The following is an 18,020-nucleotide window of genomic DNA, read 5'->3' as shown; positions in this document are numbered from 1 at the left end:
CTAGGAATTATTATGTTTCAGATTCTAAAAGCAGACAAATTGATCGACTTTATGCGTTGGTCGAAATTCGCCTTCGTGCTGTCGATCCTGATGATTGGTGCGTCGATTTTTACTCTTTCTACCAAGTGGTTGAACTGGGGCCTAGACTTCACTGGCGGTACGCTGATTGAAGTTGGCTTTGAGCAGCCAGCCGATTTGGAAGAGATTCGTACTGCGCTGGAAGCAAAAGGTTTTGGTGACGCAACGGTTCAAAACTTTGGTAGTGCTCGTGATGTGATGGTGCGTTTGCGCCCTCGTGATGGTGTTGCTGGTGAAGCGTTGGGCAACCAGATTCTTTCTGCTATCAAAGACGGCACAGGTGAAAGCGTTGAAATGCGCCGTATTGAGTTTGTCGGACCAAACGTAGGTGATGAGCTAACCGAAGCTGGTGGCTTGGCGATCATCGTTTCTCTTATCTGTATCCTGATTTACGTTTCGGTACGATTTGAATGGCGTTTAGCGGCTGGTGCGGTACTTGCTCTGGCACACGACGTTATCATTACGCTTGGCGTGTTCTCCTTGATGCAAATCGAGGTTGACCTGACAATTGTGGCTGCCTTGCTGACGGTAGTGGGGTACTCGCTCAACGATACCATTGTTGTATTTGACCGTATTCGTGAAAACTTCCGCAAGATGCGTAAAGGCGAACCAGCTGAAATCATGAACAGCTCAATCACACAAACATTGAGCCGTACCTTGATTACATCCGGTACTACATTGTTCGTAGTGATTGCTCTGTTCACCCAAGGCGGCGCTATGATTCATGGCTTCGCCACCGCACTTCTACTGGGTATCACTGTGGGTACATACTCTTCAATCTATGTGGCTTCGGCACTGGCATTGAAACTGGGTATTACAAAAGAACATTTGATGCCGCCTCAAGTTGAGAAAGAAGGCGCAGAGTTTGACGAAATGCCATAAGGCACAAAGCTTTGTATGAGCAAGGCCGCTGACAAGTCAGCGGCCTTTTTGTTTTTATCAGGGGTAATTAACCGTCTGAATCAATCGTATTTCATTAACAATGCCTGATTGACGCTAGGCAGAAGCATGTTTTCCTTGGTGACAAAAATGGTCTCAGTAGCGATGTTTTTGGAGTATTCTTGACCGAGGAAGGCTTGATACACGGTATAGACGCTTTTGTAGCCCATTTCGAAAGGTTGCTGGATGATCAGTCCATAAATAGAACCGTTTTCTAGTGCATTCACCAGAGAGTCATTGGAGTCGAAGCCGATATGAACCAATTCTTGTGTAGATGGAGTAGTATCGAGTGCCATGAGAACAGCTAACGTTGTCGATTCATTCGGTGTAAATATGCCGTCTAGTTTGCCAGTTTTCTGTGCAAGAATTTGCTCTGCGTTTTTGCGCGCCTCGCCAATTTTAGTACCTAGGTAGTTATCGATAGTGATACTAAGCCCTGATGCTGTAGCGCCGTCGGTAAAGCCCTTTTCACGAGCATCGGTGGATATCACGCCCTTTTTCATTCTAAGCAATGCCACCTTACCTTTATTCCCTAACTTTTTGGCCATCTCCTGGCCAGCTATTACGCCTGCTTGGTAGTTGTTGGTTGCAATAACACTAACCACATCAGGGGAGCCAGTATCGCGATCAAAGTAGACTGTGGGTACCCCCGCTTCTTTCAAACGGGCGACATCATAGGCCCTATCTTGGGTATTTGGTGCTAAGACTAAGCCAATACAGGCATTCTCCATGACTTGATCTATGATGAAGCGCTGAGCACTGACATCGGACTCATCGTGGGGGCCACGAAAGTAAATTTTAAGGCCTAACTCTTGGCCTGCTTTTTCACTTCCTGCTTTGACTGATTTCCAGAAGTCATGCACGGAGCCCGCTGGGACCACACCAATACAATCTTTGGCAAACGAAAAAGAGCTGAAAATCAGAGCAAGTAAGTAAATCATTCGTCGTGCCATATTGTCGATCCCTCCTCTTTCGTCTGGTGTATAGGAGATCCAGCCAGTCGATTTAATTGCGTACATTATTAACCCTAGTTCACTTGAGTTAAGATCATCAAGAAACGCAGTCACAAGACATAATGTTTTGCTTGATATGATGGAGGAACTGGCAATAAAGGGTGCTATCCATGCCACATTTATATTTTCGCGCATTAGAACCGCAAAGGTTCAAGCCTTATCGAAATCTTTGATTGATAAACTCCAGCTAACGATGAGTTGCCCGAATGCGGGTATGATATTCGAGCATGTTTACACTGCGTTTTATCCTCAAGGTGAAGGAAGCAGGCGTATCGGTTTATTGAGGTGTTATGAGTTTAGCCATGGGCAGCAAACGCAGGAGAGGGTGGCTGCTATTGTTATTCAACGGGTACCGAGTAAATAGGAGAAGGTATCGACGTAAGAGTGATTTATACAGCGATAGAGGTGACCACGTTTTACGACAACGGTGAGCATTGCTGAGCTAAACTAGTGACAAGTGAAAATGAAAAAGCGAAGTATGAACGGGTCAAAGCTTACTGGGTTAGTGCTGTTTGCCCTCATGGTACCTACTGTGTTGGCAAGTCCATGGGAGAAGATTAGATCGCCTTCGACACAGCCTCCTGAATCGATTGGTAGTTATGCTAATGGTTGCCTTTCAGGTGCTGTAGATCTGCCTCTTCAAGGGGAGGGGTATCAAGTATTGCGCAGCCATAAACAACGCTATTATGCTCATCCACAAGCGGTTAGTTTTATTCAGCGCCTCGCCAATATGGTTTCACAACGATTAAACACTCGTATTCTGATTGGTGATATCTCATTACCTCAAGGGGGGCGTTTCTCCTCTGGGCATTCGAGCCATCAGACCGGCTTGGATATCGATATATGGCTAAAATTGGCTGATGGTGAACTTTCTTCGCAACAGCTTAATGATCCTGAACCAATGAGTGTGGTTAACCTCGAACAGTATCAATTGGTTAAACAAAACTGGGATGAACGCCATTTTGAGCTGATAAAAATGGCAGCGAGTGATGAAAAGGTAGCCCGCATTTTTGTTCACCCTGTAATCAAAGACAAACTGTGCACACAGGAAGTATCGTCTGAGCGGGGCTGGTTGAGAAAAGTGCGACCGTGGTGGGGGCATCATTATCATATGCACGTCAGACTCAAGTGCCCAGAGGATAACAGTCAGTGTCAATCACAGACCGCCCCCCTAAAGGTGATGGATGTGGGGCTGAACTGTCTAGCTGGAAACCTCAGCCTAAACCCGCAGCAGCTAAGGCTGCCATTACCAAGCAAAAAGTAAAAAGCGGAAAATAATGCCAACTCAGTGTATCGAGCTATTGGATAGGTCTATGGCTGAGCGTACTAATGATTTGTAACTTTATTTCACGTATTTCGAATTAAAAACTCGAAAATTCCGAACGGTCATTTATTTGCTGCTCTAGATTACATTTCTTATCTTTTTGTTTAAATTGGCTACTTATTTTCGTTATTTGTGACAATTTTTATTACTATTTTGCTGTTCTTAATTGATATAAATCATGCCGAGAGAAAATTTTCCCTTCATTTTTCTCTGATTTTTAATCCAAACGGTCGTCTTTTTCGTAATTAAATTACAGTTTAAGACATTTAAAGAATGACACGTTGTTTAGGAACCCAAATGTTAGATACCCTCATGCTGTCGCGGATACAGTTCGCCGCCAATATCAGCTTTCACATTCTTTTCCCGACCATCACAATAGCGTTAGCTTGGATGCTGGTCTTTTTTAAATGGCGCTACAATCGCTCACAATCACCAATCTGGTTGGATGTATACTATTTTTGGGTAAAAGTTTTTGCTTTAACCTTTGCTCTCGGCGTGGTGTCAGGCATCACCATGAGTTTCCAATTTGGCACCAATTGGCCCGGTTTTATGGAACGAGTCGGAAATGTTGCTGGCCCCTTGCTCGGTTATGAAGTCATGACTGCTTTTTTCATGGAAGCGACATTTCTTGGCGTTATGCTATTTGGACGTGGACGGGTTGCGGAGTGGTTTCATACCTTGGCGACGGTACTGGTTGCTGTCGGTACCACGATGTCTGCATTTTGGATTTTAGTCCTCAACAGTTGGATGCATACCCCAAATGGCTATGAAGTGATTGACGGCATCGTTCACGTAACGAGCTGGAAAGAGGTTATTCTTAATCCTTCTCTACCATATCGTTTTGGTCATACTTTACTAGCCTCTGCTTTGACGGCGAGCTTTCTGATCGCGGGTATCTCGGCTTACCAAGTGCTGAAACAACCCGATCATCGTGCCGCGCAATTGGGTCTGAGAGTATCACTATTCGCGGCGGCAGGTTTTATTCCTCTACAGATATTTGTTGGTGACTTGCATGGTTTAAACACGCTGGAACATCAACCCGCAAAAATCGCGGCGATGGAAGGGGTATGGGAAACCGAAAAAGGTGCACCATTGCTGCTCTTCGCTATACCAAATGAGGAACAGCGTAGTAATGACTTCGAGATAGGCATTCCCAACCTGGCAAGTTTGATATTGACTCACGACATTGATGGCGAAATAAAGGGCCTTAATGAGTTTACTCCCAATCATCCACCAGTAAAGCCGTTATTTTTTGGTTTTAGAATCATGGTCGGTGTTGGAGTGTTGATGCTGTTTGTCAGTTGGTATGGTGCAGTGAAGCTTGCGCGCGGCTCTGGCCTACCCAAACCTTATTTGATGATCGTTGTAGCAATGACATTTTCCGGTTGGGTGGCAACTTTAGCTGGCTGGTACGTTACGGAAATTGGACGACAGCCTTGGTTGGTGAGTGGTGTGCTACGCACTTCTGAAGCAGTAACGTCAGTAGCTTCAAGTAGTGTGATGATTTCTCTAATGATGTATTTAGCTACCTACGCGTTGTTACTGGTGGCTTACATTCACACCCTGTTTTATTTGGCACGTAAAGATGTTACTGCCCATCAAGTACCACTGATCCAACAGGAGGCGCAATGATGCTCGACTATTTGCCGGAAATTTATCTGCTGCTGCTTGGTTTCTCAGTCTTTATGTACGCTGTGCTAGACGGTTATGATTTGGGTGTAGGTATGTTGCTACCGAGCGACAATGAAAAGCAGCGTGATCGAATGATTGCTTCCATAGGGCCGTTTTGGGATGCGAATGAAACTTGGTTGGTGTTGGCGATCGGTATTTTACTGATTGCCTTTCCTACGGCACACAGTTTGATCCTGACTGAACTTTACTTACCGACAGCCGTTATGTTGATTGCGCTTATCATGCGTGGTGTCGCGTTTGACTTTCGAGCGAAGGCCAATGCAGACCATAAACCACATTGGGATTGGTGCTTCAGAGTCGGTTCATTGATCGCTGCGTTGACGCAAGGTTATATGGTCGGTCGTTACATTATGGGGTTTGAGCAAAGTAGTGAAGCTCTGGGTTTTGCTTGGTTGAGTGCTTTGTGTGTCGCTGCGGCTTATGTCTATATCGGTGGCGCTTGGTTGGTATTGAAAACCGCAGGCGATCTGCAGATCCGTTCCGCACGATGGTCCCGAAGAGCGGGGTGGGTTGCCGCCACTGGCATCTTGGTTGTCAGTGTTGTGAATCCGATAGTCAATGAACAGGTTGCATTGCGCTGGTTTAGTTTCCCTGAAATGTTACTACTGGCCCCCGTGCCGATCATCGTGTTGATGACGATATTCCTTGTTGATCGCTATCTTCGTCAGGTTCCTATGGTCAATGACCTTGGTGCTCGCTGGCCGTTCTTTGGGGTTACGGTGATCTTTGCTTTGAGTTTCCTTGGACTTGCTTATAGCTTTTTTCCTGAGGTAGTGCCGGGAATGATGACAGCCAAGCAGGCGGCTTCTTCCCCTGCGACTTTGATGATTGTCGGTTATGGTGTGATGGTCGTAATGCCGATGATCTTACTTTATACCTTCGCGGTTTATCGAATCTTCAAAGGTAAGGCGACGGAGCTAAGCTACAAATAGCAAAAGACAGCACACAATAACCAAAATGCCGCTCAGTGGAGCGGCATTTTCTGTTTAGGCTAACCCTTGGATGATGACGAACTTTTCTAACAACTCTTCTTCAGTCTCGACATGATTTGGGTCGGTGATGATGCACTTAGTGATTGGGCACACCGACTGGCAGGTCGGCTTCTCATAGTGGCCTTTACATTCAGTGCAAAGATCGGGGTCGATCTCAAAGATAGTGTCACCCATGGTAATTGCGCCGTTTGGGCACTCGGGGTCACACATATCACAGTTAATGCACTTATCCGTGATCAACAACGCCATGGTTATTTACCTGTTGGGTTACGGGTATCCTGACCATTATTAAGATTGCGCATTAACAGGCCGTATTCTAAGTCCATGTCCTGAGGTACAGGAATGAAAACAAAGTGGCCGTTTCCTTTTGCGTCATCAACGGGTTGTGATTTACGGTTTTCCATCGCTTCGAGAGTAAAGACAACGTTGCCTTTTGGTGTCATAAGCTCAAGGCTGTCACCAACCAAGAATTTGTTTTTTACTTCAACTTCAGCTAAATCACCACGGCGCTTCCCCGTGAATTCACCGACAAATTGCTGTGCATCAGATACGGAATAACCGTAGTCGTAATTTTGGTAAGTATCGTGCGTATGACGACGCAGGAAGCCCTCTGTATAGCCACGGTGAGCTAGGCTCTCAAGCGTGGTCATCAGGCTTTCATCGAATGGCTTGCCCGCGACAGCATCGTCGATCGCTTTACGATAAACCTGTGCAGTACGTGCACAGTAGTAGAATGACTTAGTACGACCTTCAATCTTGAGTGAGTGGACACCCATTTTAGTCAGACGCTCAACGTGCTGAATGGCACGCAGGTCTTTTGAGTTCATGATGTAAGTGCCGTGCTCATCTTCAAACGCCGCCATCTTTTCTTCTGGGCGGTGGCTTTCAGAAAGCAGTACCACTTCGTCGGTTGGCTTACCTAGACCAAGTGTTGCCTCAGGGCGCTCATCTTGCACTTCAACCGCTTGTGCTTCATTGGGGTCGAAGGCTTCAACGATATCGCCAGAGTCGTTCTCTTTGCCTTTTTCGACGTTGTATTCCCAACGACATGCATTGGTGCATGTACCTTGGTTAGGATCACGCTTGTTGATGTAACCAGATAGGAGACAACGACCAGAGTAAGCCATACAAAGCGCACCATGAACGAACACTTCAAGTTCAGTTTCAGGGCAGTGCTGACGAATTTCTTCGATCTCTTCCAGAGAAAGCTCGCGAGAAACAATCACACGTTCAACGCCATTAGCTGCCCAGAATTTAACCGTTGCCCAGTTGACGGCGTTGGCTTGAACGGACAGGTGAATTGGCATTTCTGGGAATGCTTCACGAACCATCATAATCAGACCAGGATCTGACATGATGAGCGCATCAGGGCCCATTTCAACCACCGGTTTCAGGTCACGGATGAAGGTCTTTAGCTTGGAGTTGTGCGGCTGGATGTTACATACCACGTAAAGCTTTTTGCCTTGGGCGTGCGCTTCGTCGATACCAATTTTTAGGTTTTCGTGGTTGAACTCGTTGTTACGTACGCGAAGGCTGTAACGAGGCTGGCCTGCGTATACCGCGTCTGCACCATAGGCAAAGGCGTAACGCATATTTTTCAGGCTACCCGCTGGTGACAGTAGCTCAGGTACGAATGCTTTCTCAGTTGTCATTTCATAATTCTCTTAGTCTGATCTCAAGTCAGGTCCATTCCACCTTATGGAATTGGGGCGCAAATTTTACGCCAAAACGTGACCTGTGACTAGAAAAAAGTCCATAACTTAGGTAAGGAGATTATAGGTAGGCGCTCGAACATGCCGAGCACCTAGAGAAGGGATTAAGCGTTAGGGTGAGGCAAACCGCCTAAACACTCGTATAAGTTTGGCAGGAATGCGCTTAACTCACCGCACATGAGTGAGAAGTCGGCGTCAAATCGTGCGGCTTGATCTTCACGAGGAATATCATCATTCTGATCTTTCAGGTCATCAGAGAATTTAAGGCGCTTGATGCTGCCATCTTCGGCCAGAATGAACTCAATACGCTCTTGCCACCAGAGGGCTAATTTAGTCACTACCTTATCGGCATCAATGTGGCTGCGAATTTCGTCTGCCGTCAGTTCTTGTTTCTTACAGCGGATCACGCCGCCTTCTTCGAGAACCGACTTAAGCTCAGCTTCATCCAGCATCTGCATCCCAACCGGAGTGTCGCCGGTTTTCACCCACTCAGTTAACGTGGTTTCAACGGCTTTCTCTGGAATGGCTGGCACAACAGGTAGGCTGCCCATGGTTTTACGTAGAAGGGCGAGCACATCTTCCGCTTTCTTATAGCTGCTGGCATCGACCAGAATAAAGCCTTCTTTAGGCAGGATAAGTACAAAGGTATGGTTGCTGCGGCTGAATGCACGCGGTAGCAAATCCATGACAATGTCATCTTTGAGGTTGTCTTTCTCTTTTTTTCTTCAGAGGTCGGCCCTCTTGTGCTTCCATCGCCTCAACTTTTGCATTGAGTGATTCTTTGATCACCGACGCTGGCAGCATTTTTTCTTCTTTCTTCGCGCAGATCAGAATGCGGTTTTCAGACACGTGAGTCATCATGTCGCCATGTTTACCCATTGCAGTGACCCAGCCAAACTTTTGCTTGTCTTGGCTGCCACAAGGCGTAAAACGAAACTCTTCAAGCTGCTTTTCCAGCTCGTCTGCTTTGAATTCAATATCTCGGTTAAAACGGTAAACCAGACAGTTTTTAAACCACATACACTTTCTCTATACCTGAAGTTTGGCCGCTCATCATAAAGACTTTTATCCTGCTTGTCCTAATGGAAGCACGCAATAGTGGGATGAAAGTTATATGAAAATTTGTTTTCAAAGGTCACAAAAGTGTCATAATTGATGGTAATAATGCCTATCGTTGCAAAGGGTAAATGCCCGATTAAATTCAACTAACTCAAAGGTTACTCAATTATGTCTAGAAGGATTCTGGTTGTTGAAGACGAAGCACCAATTCGTGAAATGCTTTGCTTTGTTCTTGAGCAAAAAGGTTACCAAGCCGTCGAAGCTGAAGACTACGATAGTGCGGTGACTAAGCTAGCTGAACCCTTCCCAGATCTAGTATTGCTAGACTGGATGCTACCTGGTGGCAGCGGCATCAACTTCATCAAACACATGAAACGTGAAGAGCTGACGCGCAACATTCCAGTTGTGATGTTAACAGCACGTGGTGAAGAAGAAGACAAGGTTCGTGGTCTAGAAGTCGGCGCAGATGACTACATTACTAAGCCATTCTCGCCAAAAGAGCTGGTGGCGCGTCTTAAAGCGGTGATTCGCCGTGTGACACCAACGGCACTAGAAGATGTGATTGATGTGCAGGGCTTGAAACTGGATCCTGTTTCGCACCGTGTAACTGCGAACGATCAGCCTCTGGATATGGGCCCAACTGAGTTCAAGATGCTGCACTTCTTTATGACACACCAAGAGCGAGTTTATAGCCGAGAGCAACTGCTGAACAACGTATGGGGAACCAACGTGTATGTTGAAGACCGTACTGTTGATGTGCACATTCGTCGTCTGCGTAAGGCGTTAGAAGCGGCAGGCCATGACAAATTGATTCAAACGGTACGTGGTGCAGGCTACCGTTTCTCAACAAAGGCATAATGTAAATTTACCATCTGGAGAGGTAAGTGGTAGAGCGGTTAACTTGGAAAAAGCTAGCCTGGGAGCTGGCTTTTTTTACACCCCTTGGGTGATTGTCGGATGGATTTTCGGTCATATGCCGTGGTTGCTTCTAGCGGCCACGGTTTTGCAGCTTGTATGGCATCTGCATAATCAGATGCGCCTTTCTGCGTGGTTGTGGGATGAAAAGCGCCTGACACCACCTTCGGGAAGCGGTAACTGGGAATCGTTATTCAACGGTATCTACCGCTTGCAGCAGCGCCAGCGCAAAAAGCGCAAAGAGCTGACCAATCTTATTCGCCGATTCCGCAATGGTGCTGAATCCTTACCGGATGCAGTTGTTGTGTTTCGTAGTGAAGGCAACATTGTTTGGTGCAACAAGCTCGCCCAACACCTATTAGGCTTCCGTTGGCCGGACGATTCAGGTCAGCCGATTTCCAACCTTATCCGCACGCCAGATTTCATTAAGTATCTTAATAAACAAGATTTCTCTGAGCCTCTAGAGATGCGCTCGCCACTCAATGTCGAGCGTATGCTTGAGCTGCGTATTGTGCCGTACACTGAAGGTGAGCACCTGATGGTGGTGCGTGATGTGTCCCAGCTCAAACAGTTGGAAGGCATGCGTCGCAACTTCTTTGCCAATGTTTCTCATGAGCTGCGCACGCCAATGACGGTGTTGCAAGGCTATCTGGAAATGACCGAAGACCCAGATATGGTGGTTGGCCCGATGTGGAGTAAAGCCCATGGTGTCATGACCGAGCAGCTCAATCGCATGAACAGCTTGGTTAATCAACTGCTCACATTATCCAAGATTGAAGCGGCACCCATGCATGAACTGGAAGATGTAGTGAATGTCCCAGCCATGCTTGATGTATTGGAGAAAGAAGCGGCGAGCCTGAGTGGCGATCAGCAGCATAAGCTGAACTTTGATATTGATAACAGCCTGCGTGTACTTGGTGATGAAGACCAATTACGCAGTGCCATTTCGAACTTGGTTTATAACGCGGTGAAATACACACCAGCAGGCGCGGATGTCAGGGTTCGCTGGTATCAGACAGCGCAAGGTGCATGTTTAGAAGTGGAAGATGGTGGTGAAGGCATTGAGCCTCAACACCTACACCGACTCACTGAGCGTTTCTATCGAGTGGATAAAGCACGATCTAGGGATACCGGAGGAAGCGGCCTTGGTCTGGCGATCGTGAAGCACGCTTTGACGCATCACGACTCGCATCTAGAAATACAGTCTGAAGTGGGTGTCGGCAGTAAATTCTCATTCGTTCTACCACCGCGCTTGGTGGTGAATTAATGAAGTTGGCGCTCACGACTCTAATTGTTTCTGCCAGCTTTTCCTTTGCTGTCCAAGCGGCTTTGGCGAACCTATCTGAATATCAAAAAGTCCCCGGTGTTACCGGGAGTTTAACCAGTGTTGGTTCTGACACATTAGCCGGCATGACAACCTTGTGGGTAGAAGAGTTTAAGCAACTTTACCCGAGCGTGAATGGTCAGGTACAAGCCTCTGGTTCTTCAACGGCTCCGCCAGCATTAACCGAAGGTACCGCTCAATTCGGTCCAATGAGCAGACCGATGCGAAATCGGGAAATTGAAGCCTTTGAGCGTGAACACGGCTACAAGCCAACAGAACTTAGAATCGCCATTGATGCGATTGGAATCTTCGTTCACCGAGACAACCCGCTGAAAGGGCTCAACTTTACGCAGCTAGACAATATTTTTTCTGCAACGCTGCGTTGTGGTGGAACTCAGTCTATCTCTACTTGGGCTGAGCTAGGGCTCGATTATCATTGGGCTAGACGCAGTATGCAGCTGTTCGGTCGTAACTCGGTCTCCGGTACTTATGGATACTTTAAGAATAATGCGCTGTGTGGCGGGGACTTTAAAAGTAATGTCAATGAGCAGCCGGGCTCAGCGTCTGTTGTTCAGTCTGTTGCTTCTGCGATCAATACTATTGGCTACTCAGGGGTAGGCTACAAGGTCTCCGGAGTGAAACTGCTTCCCATTGCCAAGCAGGGAGAGGATTACATTGAGGCGAGTCAGGAAAATATTCTGACAGGTAAGTACCCACTCTCACGCTATCTCTATGTTTACGTAAACAAGAACCCGTTTAAACCATTACCGCCGATTGAGCGGGAATTCGTTCGCTTTATGTACTCACAGCAAGGGCAAAAACTGGTTGAAAAAGATGGTTATGTGCCGATCTCCGCAGAGATTGCACGTAGTGAGCTGGCAAAAGTAGGCATTGTCGATTAACTGTCTGATTTGAAGCTCGTCACTGTGCGTGTATCAAACTTGCTTGAGGTGGCCTGATAACACTACCGACATCTATCATCCACCTCAGGTTACATACTTAAAAATTCAGCGCCCAACCGGCGTTGTTCCAGTATTCTTGTTCCGTCATCAAATCGGCATGCAGCAGTTTGTTGTGTTCTAGCCACTCATCATCCTCTGAACTCAATGTCCATCTATCGCCGTCTATGCTCAACATCAGTTTTGGCAAAGCGTCTTCGTTACGTTGGCCGTTGAGCAAGATAGCGAGGCGTAAGATACGAATCACACCAATGATGTGTTTTTTCTTAAATAGTGTGAATTCTTCCATTTCATGTAGTTTAAGTGCTTTACGCTGGAAGCGGACTAGCATGGCCAGCACCCTTTGTTGTTCACGGTTGAAACCGGGCATGTAGGTGTGACGAAGAATATAAGCGGAATGGCGATGGAAGGCTTGTAAACTGATGCTGAGACCGACTTCATGCAGCAGTGCGCTCCAGTCGAGTAAATCAAACAGCTCTGAGCTCTTTTTGATGCCGAGATCCTGATGCACCTGTTGCAGGAAAGATTGCGCCTGATGTTTAATTTTTGCCGCATGGTCAAGATCAACTAAATGCTTGCTGGCTAGGTTTTCCGTGGTTCTCATCCGGATATCTGAACGTTTGAAGCCATCTTCCATTTCGAATAGCAAACCTTCACGTAATGCACCTTCTGAAAAGTGCATTTCGTCTATTTTGAGGTCTTTAAAGATCGCCATCAGAATGGCCACGCCGGCGGCAAAAACAGGCTTTCTGTCTGGTGTTAACCCACTGAGAACAATATCCTCAATCGTGGGCCATTCACACAGCTTTTCGACTAACTTGTCGAGGCGCTTAGCGGTGATAATGCCATCTTCATAGCTCATGCCAACTAAGACTTCCCGAATCGCTTTAATTGTACCTGACGAGCCAAACGCAATCTCCCAACCTTTCTTACAGTAACGATGGGCAATGGATTCCAACCTTTGTTCAGCTGCGAGTATTGCTTTAGAAAAGTTTTTACGCGAGAGCTTACCGTTGGCAAAATAAAGCTTGGTATAGCTGACGCAACCCATTTGTTTACTGTTGATCAGCTCCGGGTCAAACCCCTTGCCAATGATCATCTCAGTACTGCCGCCACCAATATCAACCACAAGTTTTGAGTCTGATTCTGGTTGGGTATGCGCCACCCCAAGGTAAATTAAACGTGCTTCTTCGACGCCGGGGATGATTTCAATAGGAAATGGCAGTACTTCTCTCGCACGTTGGAGGAATATATGGGCATTGTTGGCTTGGCGAAGAGTATGCGTAGCCGCAATACGTACATTGCACTCTTCGAAGCCCTGTAGGCGTTCGGCAAACATTGCAAGGCATTCAAGGCCTCGTTCAATCGAAGCATTATCTAGGTTTTTTTGAGCATCTAAGCCAGCAGCGAGACGAACTCGCTGCTTATGTCGGCTGACCAGTTGCAGATCTTGGTCTACGACACGAGCCACCACCATATGGAAGCTGTTAGAGCCAAGGTCAATCGCGGCAACATCACGAATTTCCAGAGATTGAGTCATCAGTAAGGGACTGTTCTTTTCGTTTCTTTGTTTGTTTTTCTACATTTTTAAGATAGTCATAAATGGCAATTTGCGAGCGAACTTTCTTACGGTTACCTCTCGGAACATAGGTATTGCTCATTTCTTTGTCTATCCAGCGGGCTTTTACTGTATCTGTAAAGTGGATGTTAATGATATCAATAATTCGCTGTTTAAGACGTTGGTCACGTACTGGAGCAGCAACTTCGATGCGGTAGTCGATATTGCGCGTCATCCAGTCAGCAGAGGAAATGTAAACTTGTGGATCGCCGTCATTGTGGGTGATGATGACCCGCGGGTGCTCAAGAAAACGATCAACGATGCTGATGATCTTGATATTTTCACTCACTCCTTCGACTCCAGGGACCAATGAACACATCCCGCGGATGATCATCTTGATATCTACTCCAGAAGCGCTGGCACCGTAGAGCTTATTAATTAGCCCTTTGTCGACTATGTTATTCACTTTCAGGGTAATGGCGGCCTTTCTACCAGCTTTAGCATTGGCGATTTCACTGTCGATCAAACGATACAGTTGTTGGCGTGAGTTACGTGGTGAAACAATCAGGTGTTCAAACTTCACTGGGCGGTATGGGTTTTCGATATATCCGAAGACATTACGTACTTCATTGGTGATTTCCGGATCGGCAGTCAGTAGAGAAAAATCGGTATAAATGCGGGCCGTTTTTTCATGAAAGTTACCAGTTCCGATATGGGCGTAGCGTACGATCTCATCGTTTTCTCGACGGCTAATGAGTAGCAGCTTAGCATGGATTTTCAGACCCGGTGCGCCAAAAATGACTTGCACGCCTGCTTCGGTCAGGACCTTTGACCATTCGATATTGGTTTCTTCGTCGAATCGAGCTTGCAGTTCTACAACAACCGTGACCTGCTTGCCATTGTGTACTGCATCGATCAATGAGTTCATTAAACGAGAGTCTTTGGCAACTCGGTAAATATTGATCTTAACGCTGAGCACCCTAGGGTCGAACGAAGCTTGGCGGACTAACTCAGAAATATGCTCAAAGCTGTGGTACGGGTAGTAAAGTAGAATGTCCTGATTCTTGATCGCATCAAATTTGTTGGCATAGCCGTCGAAATCTGCACATTTCATCGGTGGCAATGGCTTGTTTTCTAAATACTCGCGTCCGACATTGGGAAAGCCGATGAAGTCTTTGAAATTGTGGTAACGCCCACCGGGGATCAAACTGTCGTAGTTGGATATTTGCAGTTTATGGCACAGAAACTCCAACATTTCTTCCGGCATATCACGTTCATAAACGAAGCGGACTGGCATTGCCGTCAGACGCTGACTTACCCCTTCTGACATTTGTTCGAGCAGACTATGTTCCACCTCATGGCTAAGATCATATTCTGCGTCGCGAGTCATTTTCATTGCGTAACCGTTCAGCTCTTCATAATCAAAAAAGCCGCTAAACAGCTCATCAAGGCAATAACGAATTATGTTGTCGAGCAAGATAATGGTTTTGCGTCGTTTGCCTTTCTGCTCGGGTACCATCACAAAGCGGGGCAGGTGATCAGTTGGGATCTCGATCAACGCATACTGATTTTGTTCTTCTTTACGTAGTTCAACCGCGATGTAAGCGTACTCATCTTTAAGAAACTGCAGGACATCAATATCGTCTCGCATTAGAAGAGGGGTGATATGCGGGAGTACCTGATTACGGAAGTATTTTTTGATCCACTTTTCTTGCGACTCGTTGAGTTGAGTTTCATTGACTAGGAAGATGCGTCGGCGTGCCATGTCGCGGATTAGCTCAGCGTACAACTCATCGAAGCGTTCGTTGAGTTTGAGAGCCTTAGTCTGCATTTTAGTCAGCAAGTGTTTGGAGTTGTCGTTACCACCGCGCTCCTGATTGATTAGGATTCGCCGTTTGACATCAGCAAATCGGACTTTGTAAAACTCATCTAAATTATTGGAAAATATACCTAAAAAACGAATTCTCTCGATGAGTGGCACCGTTTTATCTGCGGCTTCTTGGAGCACACGTTCATTGAAAGACAACCAACTCAATTCTTTTTCAATGTAAAGCTTTTCTGCACTCATAACCTGACCTTTACTGACGAGTCTAACCAAATTTAGGTGGTAAAAATAAAACTGGATTAGAAATTAAGGGGTTTATATGACACTTTTATTGCACGATCTTATTGCATTATTTTCAGTTGTTTATTGCGATCTGTAATATAATTGTCACCTAATCGACATATTATACCCATGGGCAAATGCAGGTAAGTGAGAGAAATGGCCAAAGCCGAATTTTCATTGCGAGAACGTGATCGAAAGCGACTAATCAAAGATCGTTTAGTTCGGCTAGCGGTATCGACAGGCGGTGTCGGTGTTTTGGCTGCGCTGGTTTTGATCTTCGTTTATCTGGCAATGATGGTCCTGCCTCTTTTTTCTGACGCAAAATTCACTCCAAATGTTGCTATCCAATCGATTACCACTAAAGCGCCAGTGGCGGCTGGAATTGATGATTATGGCCAGCATGCCTATGTGGTATCTAAGGCCGGCTATGTTGACTTTTGGTCGCTGACGAGCTGGTCACAACAGCCTAGTTTATCGGTTGAACTAGGTACTGAGTACTCACTGTACAGCTCGGCTAACCCTGCTCAGGGCTGGTTAGGTGCGGCAACCGCTAACGGACAAGTGTTATTATATCGGCCTGAGATGACCAGTCTTCTGCAGGGCGAGCAGCGTATATTTTCTCCCGAAGTGGATAACTTTCCTTTAGATTTTGATTTGCAGACAGAGTCAGGCTCAGCACTAAGGTCGTTTGCTTTTGCTGTGGATAGCAACGTCACCTTAGCTGGTTTTTACCAAGATAACCGTGTTCGAATTCGTTGGCGTGATGCTAATCAGCACATTCAGAATTTCGAGTTTCCTAAGCCATTTGTTGACCTCGACCAGTTGCTTCTCACGCCTGACGGCAACACGCTTTACCTAAGAACCGGCTCTGAAGTCGTGATTGCCAAAAAAGGTATTGAAAGCTTCGTAGTACGTGAAGTGGTCGATTTGAGTCAGGGCGAGAGCAAACACGCGGTGACGGATATTAAGCTGTTGTCTGGCGCATATTCTTTGTTGGTCAGTCATCAGGATGGGCTGGTCTCTCAATGGTTTGATGTGCTGAGTGACGGGCAAAGGCACCTCACTCAGATTCGTGATTTTAAACTGGCGTCGCAGCTGCAATTCTTGCTGCCTGATACGTACCGCAAGGGTTTTTACAGCTTCTACATTAATGGCACGGTGCAGAGCCATTATACCACCAGTGAAAAACTGGTGATTTTTAAACGAGCTTACGATAAAGCGCCGCAACTGGCGGCAATGTCTAACAATGAAAAGCACCTGCTAACCCTATCCGACTCGCAGCTCAATGTGGCTTACGTTGATAATCCATTCCCTGAAATCTCATTATCTTCACTATGGCAGAAAGTCTGGTATGAAAGTTATCCAGAGCCGGAATTTGTTTGGCAAACTACATCGGCTAACGATGAGTTTGAAGCCAAATTCAGCCTTGTACCCATCGCATTTGGTACGTTAAAAGCGGCGGCATTTGCCATGATGTTTGCTGTGCCGATTGCCGTATTAGGCGCCATCTACACGGCCTACTTTATGACGCCATCTATGCGCCGCGTGGTAAAACCTTCGATTGAACTGATGGAAGCGCTGCCAACCGTGATCATTGGTTTTTTAGCCGGGCTATGGTTTGCGCCGATTGTAGAGAGCCACCTGGCGGCTGTGGTGTCGTTGATGCTGTTCTTACCCATTTCGACCGTTGCCATCGGGGCGATTTGGCACAAGCTACCACGTACCTGGATCAGTCGATTCCCCAATGGTTTGCATGCGCTGATTCTGATGCCTGCGATGGTGCTGTTTACTGTCGTGATTTTGGGTCAGAGTGGCAATATTGAACAGTGGTTGTTTAATGGCGATGTCCGTGCGTATCTTGCCGAGCAGGGAATTGGCTTTGATCAGCGTAACGCGCTGGTGGTCGGTTTTGCGATGGGCTTTGCTGTTATCCCTACCATTTTCACCATCGCAGAAGATGCGATTTTCTCGGTGCCGAAACATCTATCAGATGGCTCTCTCGCCTTAGGTGCTACGCCGTGGCAAACCCTGATCCATGTTGTGCTACTCACCGCAAGCCCAGGTATCTTTTCTGCCATCATGATGGGGCTGGGGCGTGCCGTTGGCGAGACAATGATTGTGCTGATGGCTACAGGTAATACGCCAATCATGGATTGGAATATTCTAGAAGGTATGCGCACCCTGTCTGCCACTATTGCCGTTGAAATGCCTGAGTCGGAAGTGGGCAGTTCTCACTATCGCATTCTGTTTTTGGCGGCGCTGATTTTGCTGGTGTTTACTTTCGCGGTTAACTCGCTCGCGGAATGGGTTCGTCAAAGGTTAAGGGATAAATATCGTGCGCTGTAATC

At 46.6% G+C, this 18,020-nt stretch carries 12 protein-coding genes and 3 pseudogenes; 9 read left to right on the top strand and 6 right to left on the bottom strand.

The genetic code is table 11. The features are described 5' to 3' along the window. Window positions 1-12: 12 nt before the first annotated feature. Window positions 13-960 (top strand): protein translocase subunit SecF, encoded by a 948-nt coding sequence (gene secF / locus KW548_15250; protein QXX06404.1) that lies wholly within the window; start codon window positions 13-15, stop codon window positions 958-960. An 80-nt stretch (window positions 961-1,040) separates the two neighbouring features. On the opposite strand, the gene KW548_15245 is transcribed toward secF, so the two are convergent. Then, window positions 1,041-1,970, bottom strand: coding sequence for a substrate-binding domain-containing protein (locus KW548_15245; protein ID QXX08091.1), 930 nt, complete (start codon window positions 1,968-1,970; stop codon window positions 1,041-1,043). Window positions 1,971-2,140: 170 nt separating this feature from the next. Between KW548_15245 and KW548_15240 the strand changes: the two are divergent. From KW548_15240 to KW548_15225, 4 genes and pseudogenes are all read left to right on the top strand, one after another. After that, a pseudogene (locus tag KW548_15240) lies at window positions 2,141-2,471 on the top strand (DUF1904 domain-containing protein). A gap of 37 nt (window positions 2,472-2,508) precedes the next feature. After that, a pseudogene (gene mepA / locus KW548_15235) lies at window positions 2,509-3,370 on the top strand (penicillin-insensitive murein endopeptidase). 281 nt (window positions 3,371-3,651) lie between these two features. After that, on the top strand, window positions 3,652-4,986 hold the full coding sequence (locus tag KW548_15230) for a cytochrome ubiquinol oxidase subunit I (GenBank protein ID QXX06403.1): 1,335 nt from the start codon (window positions 3,652-3,654) through the stop codon (window positions 4,984-4,986). After that, window positions 4,986-5,978, top strand: coding sequence for a cytochrome d ubiquinol oxidase subunit II (locus KW548_15225; GenBank protein QXX08090.1), 993 nt, complete (start codon window positions 4,986-4,988; stop codon window positions 5,976-5,978). The genes KW548_15230 and KW548_15225 overlap by 1 nt, the downstream gene beginning before the upstream one ends. Window positions 5,979-6,032: 54 nt before the next feature. Here KW548_15225 and KW548_15220 read toward each other — a convergent pair whose 3' ends face one another. The 3 genes and pseudogenes from KW548_15220 to rdgC form a co-directional block, all read right to left on the bottom strand. After that, the gene (locus KW548_15220; GenBank protein ID QXX06402.1) at window positions 6,033-6,287 is read right to left on the bottom strand and encodes a YfhL family 4Fe-4S dicluster ferredoxin; all 255 of its coding nucleotides are present in this window, start codon (window positions 6,285-6,287) and stop codon (window positions 6,033-6,035) included. A gap of 2 nt (window positions 6,288-6,289) precedes the next feature. Then, window positions 6,290-7,690: a tRNA 5-hydroxyuridine modification protein YegQ gene (yegQ, locus tag KW548_15215; protein QXX06401.1), complete on the bottom strand. Its 1,401-nt coding sequence runs from the start codon at window positions 7,688-7,690 to the stop codon at window positions 6,290-6,292. Between the two features lie 164 nt (window positions 7,691-7,854). Continuing rightward, window positions 7,855-8,770 (bottom strand): annotated as a pseudogene (gene rdgC / locus KW548_15210) (recombination-associated protein RdgC). Between the two features lie 207 nt (window positions 8,771-8,977). Between rdgC and phoB the strand changes: the two are divergent. From phoB to KW548_15195, 3 genes are read left to right on the top strand one after another with little or no spacing between them, the layout of a single operon-like run. Next, a complete protein-coding gene (gene phoB, locus KW548_15205; GenBank protein QXX06400.1) occupies window positions 8,978-9,667 on the top strand; it encodes a phosphate regulon transcriptional regulator PhoB in 690 nt (229 codons plus the stop codon). A gap of 58 nt (window positions 9,668-9,725) precedes the next feature. Beyond that, a complete protein-coding gene (phoR, locus tag KW548_15200) occupies window positions 9,726-10,991 on the top strand; it encodes a phosphate regulon sensor histidine kinase PhoR (protein ID QXX08089.1) in 1,266 nt (421 codons plus the stop codon). After that, window positions 10,991-11,950 (top strand): phosphate ABC transporter substrate-binding protein PstS family protein, encoded by a 960-nt coding sequence (locus tag KW548_15195; GenBank protein ID QXX06399.1) that lies wholly within the window; start codon window positions 10,991-10,993, stop codon window positions 11,948-11,950. The genes phoR and KW548_15195 overlap by 1 nt, the downstream gene beginning before the upstream one ends. Before the next feature lie 97 nt (window positions 11,951-12,047). Here KW548_15195 and ppx read toward each other — a convergent pair whose 3' ends face one another. Further along, window positions 12,048-13,547 carry an exopolyphosphatase gene (gene ppx / locus KW548_15190; protein QXX06398.1) on the bottom strand — a complete coding sequence of 500 codons (1,500 nt, stop codon included), beginning with the start codon at window positions 13,545-13,547 and terminating at the stop codon, window positions 12,048-12,050. Then, complete coding sequence (gene ppk1, locus KW548_15185) at window positions 13,522-15,633, bottom strand: polyphosphate kinase 1 (GenBank protein QXX06397.1); 2,112 nt, start codon at window positions 15,631-15,633, stop codon at window positions 13,522-13,524. Before ppk1 ends, ppx begins: the two co-directional genes overlap by 26 nt. A 195-nt stretch (window positions 15,634-15,828) precedes the next feature. On the opposite strand from ppk1, the gene KW548_15180 reads away from it, so the two are divergent. Then, window positions 15,829-18,018: an ABC transporter permease subunit gene (locus KW548_15180; protein ID QXX06396.1), complete on the top strand. Its 2,190-nt coding sequence runs from the start codon at window positions 15,829-15,831 to the stop codon at window positions 18,016-18,018. Window positions 18,019-18,020 lie beyond the last annotated feature (2 nt).

The organism is Vibrio neptunius (genome assembly GCA_019339365.1).
In the GTDB taxonomy this organism is placed as follows: Bacteria; Pseudomonadota; Gammaproteobacteria; order Enterobacterales; family Vibrionaceae; genus Vibrio; species Vibrio neptunius.
This window is presented reverse-complemented; position numbering and strand designations above follow the sequence as displayed.

Bases quoted from the DNA above. Each gene is read 5' to 3' on its own strand.
- KW548_15245 (QXX08091.1), bottom strand. From the start codon at position 1,970: ATGGCACGACGAATGATTTACTTACTTGCTCTGATTTTCAGCTCTTTT.
- KW548_15180 (QXX06396.1), top strand. From the start codon at position 15,829: ATGGCCAAAGCCGAATTTTCATTGCGAGAACGTGATCGAAAGCGACTA.
- phoB (QXX06400.1), top strand. From the start codon at position 8,978: ATGTCTAGAAGGATTCTGGTTGTTGAAGACGAAGCACCAATTCGTGAA.
- KW548_15230 (QXX06403.1), top strand. From the start codon at position 3,652: ATGTTAGATACCCTCATGCTGTCGCGGATACAGTTCGCCGCCAATATC.
- ppx (QXX06398.1), bottom strand. From the start codon at position 13,547: ATGACTCAATCTCTGGAAATTCGTGATGTTGCCGCGATTGACCTTGGC.
- KW548_15195 (QXX06399.1), top strand. From the start codon at position 10,991: ATGAAGTTGGCGCTCACGACTCTAATTGTTTCTGCCAGCTTTTCCTTT.
- KW548_15220 (QXX06402.1), bottom strand. From the start codon at position 6,287: ATGGCGTTGTTGATCACGGATAAGTGCATTAACTGTGATATGTGTGAC.
- ppk1 (QXX06397.1), bottom strand. From the start codon at position 15,633: ATGAGTGCAGAAAAGCTTTACATTGAAAAAGAATTGAGTTGGTTGTCT.
- KW548_15225 (QXX08090.1), top strand. From the start codon at position 4,986: ATGCTCGACTATTTGCCGGAAATTTATCTGCTGCTGCTTGGTTTCTCA.
- secF (QXX06404.1), top strand. From the start codon at position 13: ATGTTTCAGATTCTAAAAGCAGACAAATTGATCGACTTTATGCGTTGG.
- yegQ (QXX06401.1), bottom strand. From the start codon at position 7,690: ATGACAACTGAGAAAGCATTCGTACCTGAGCTACTGTCACCAGCGGGT.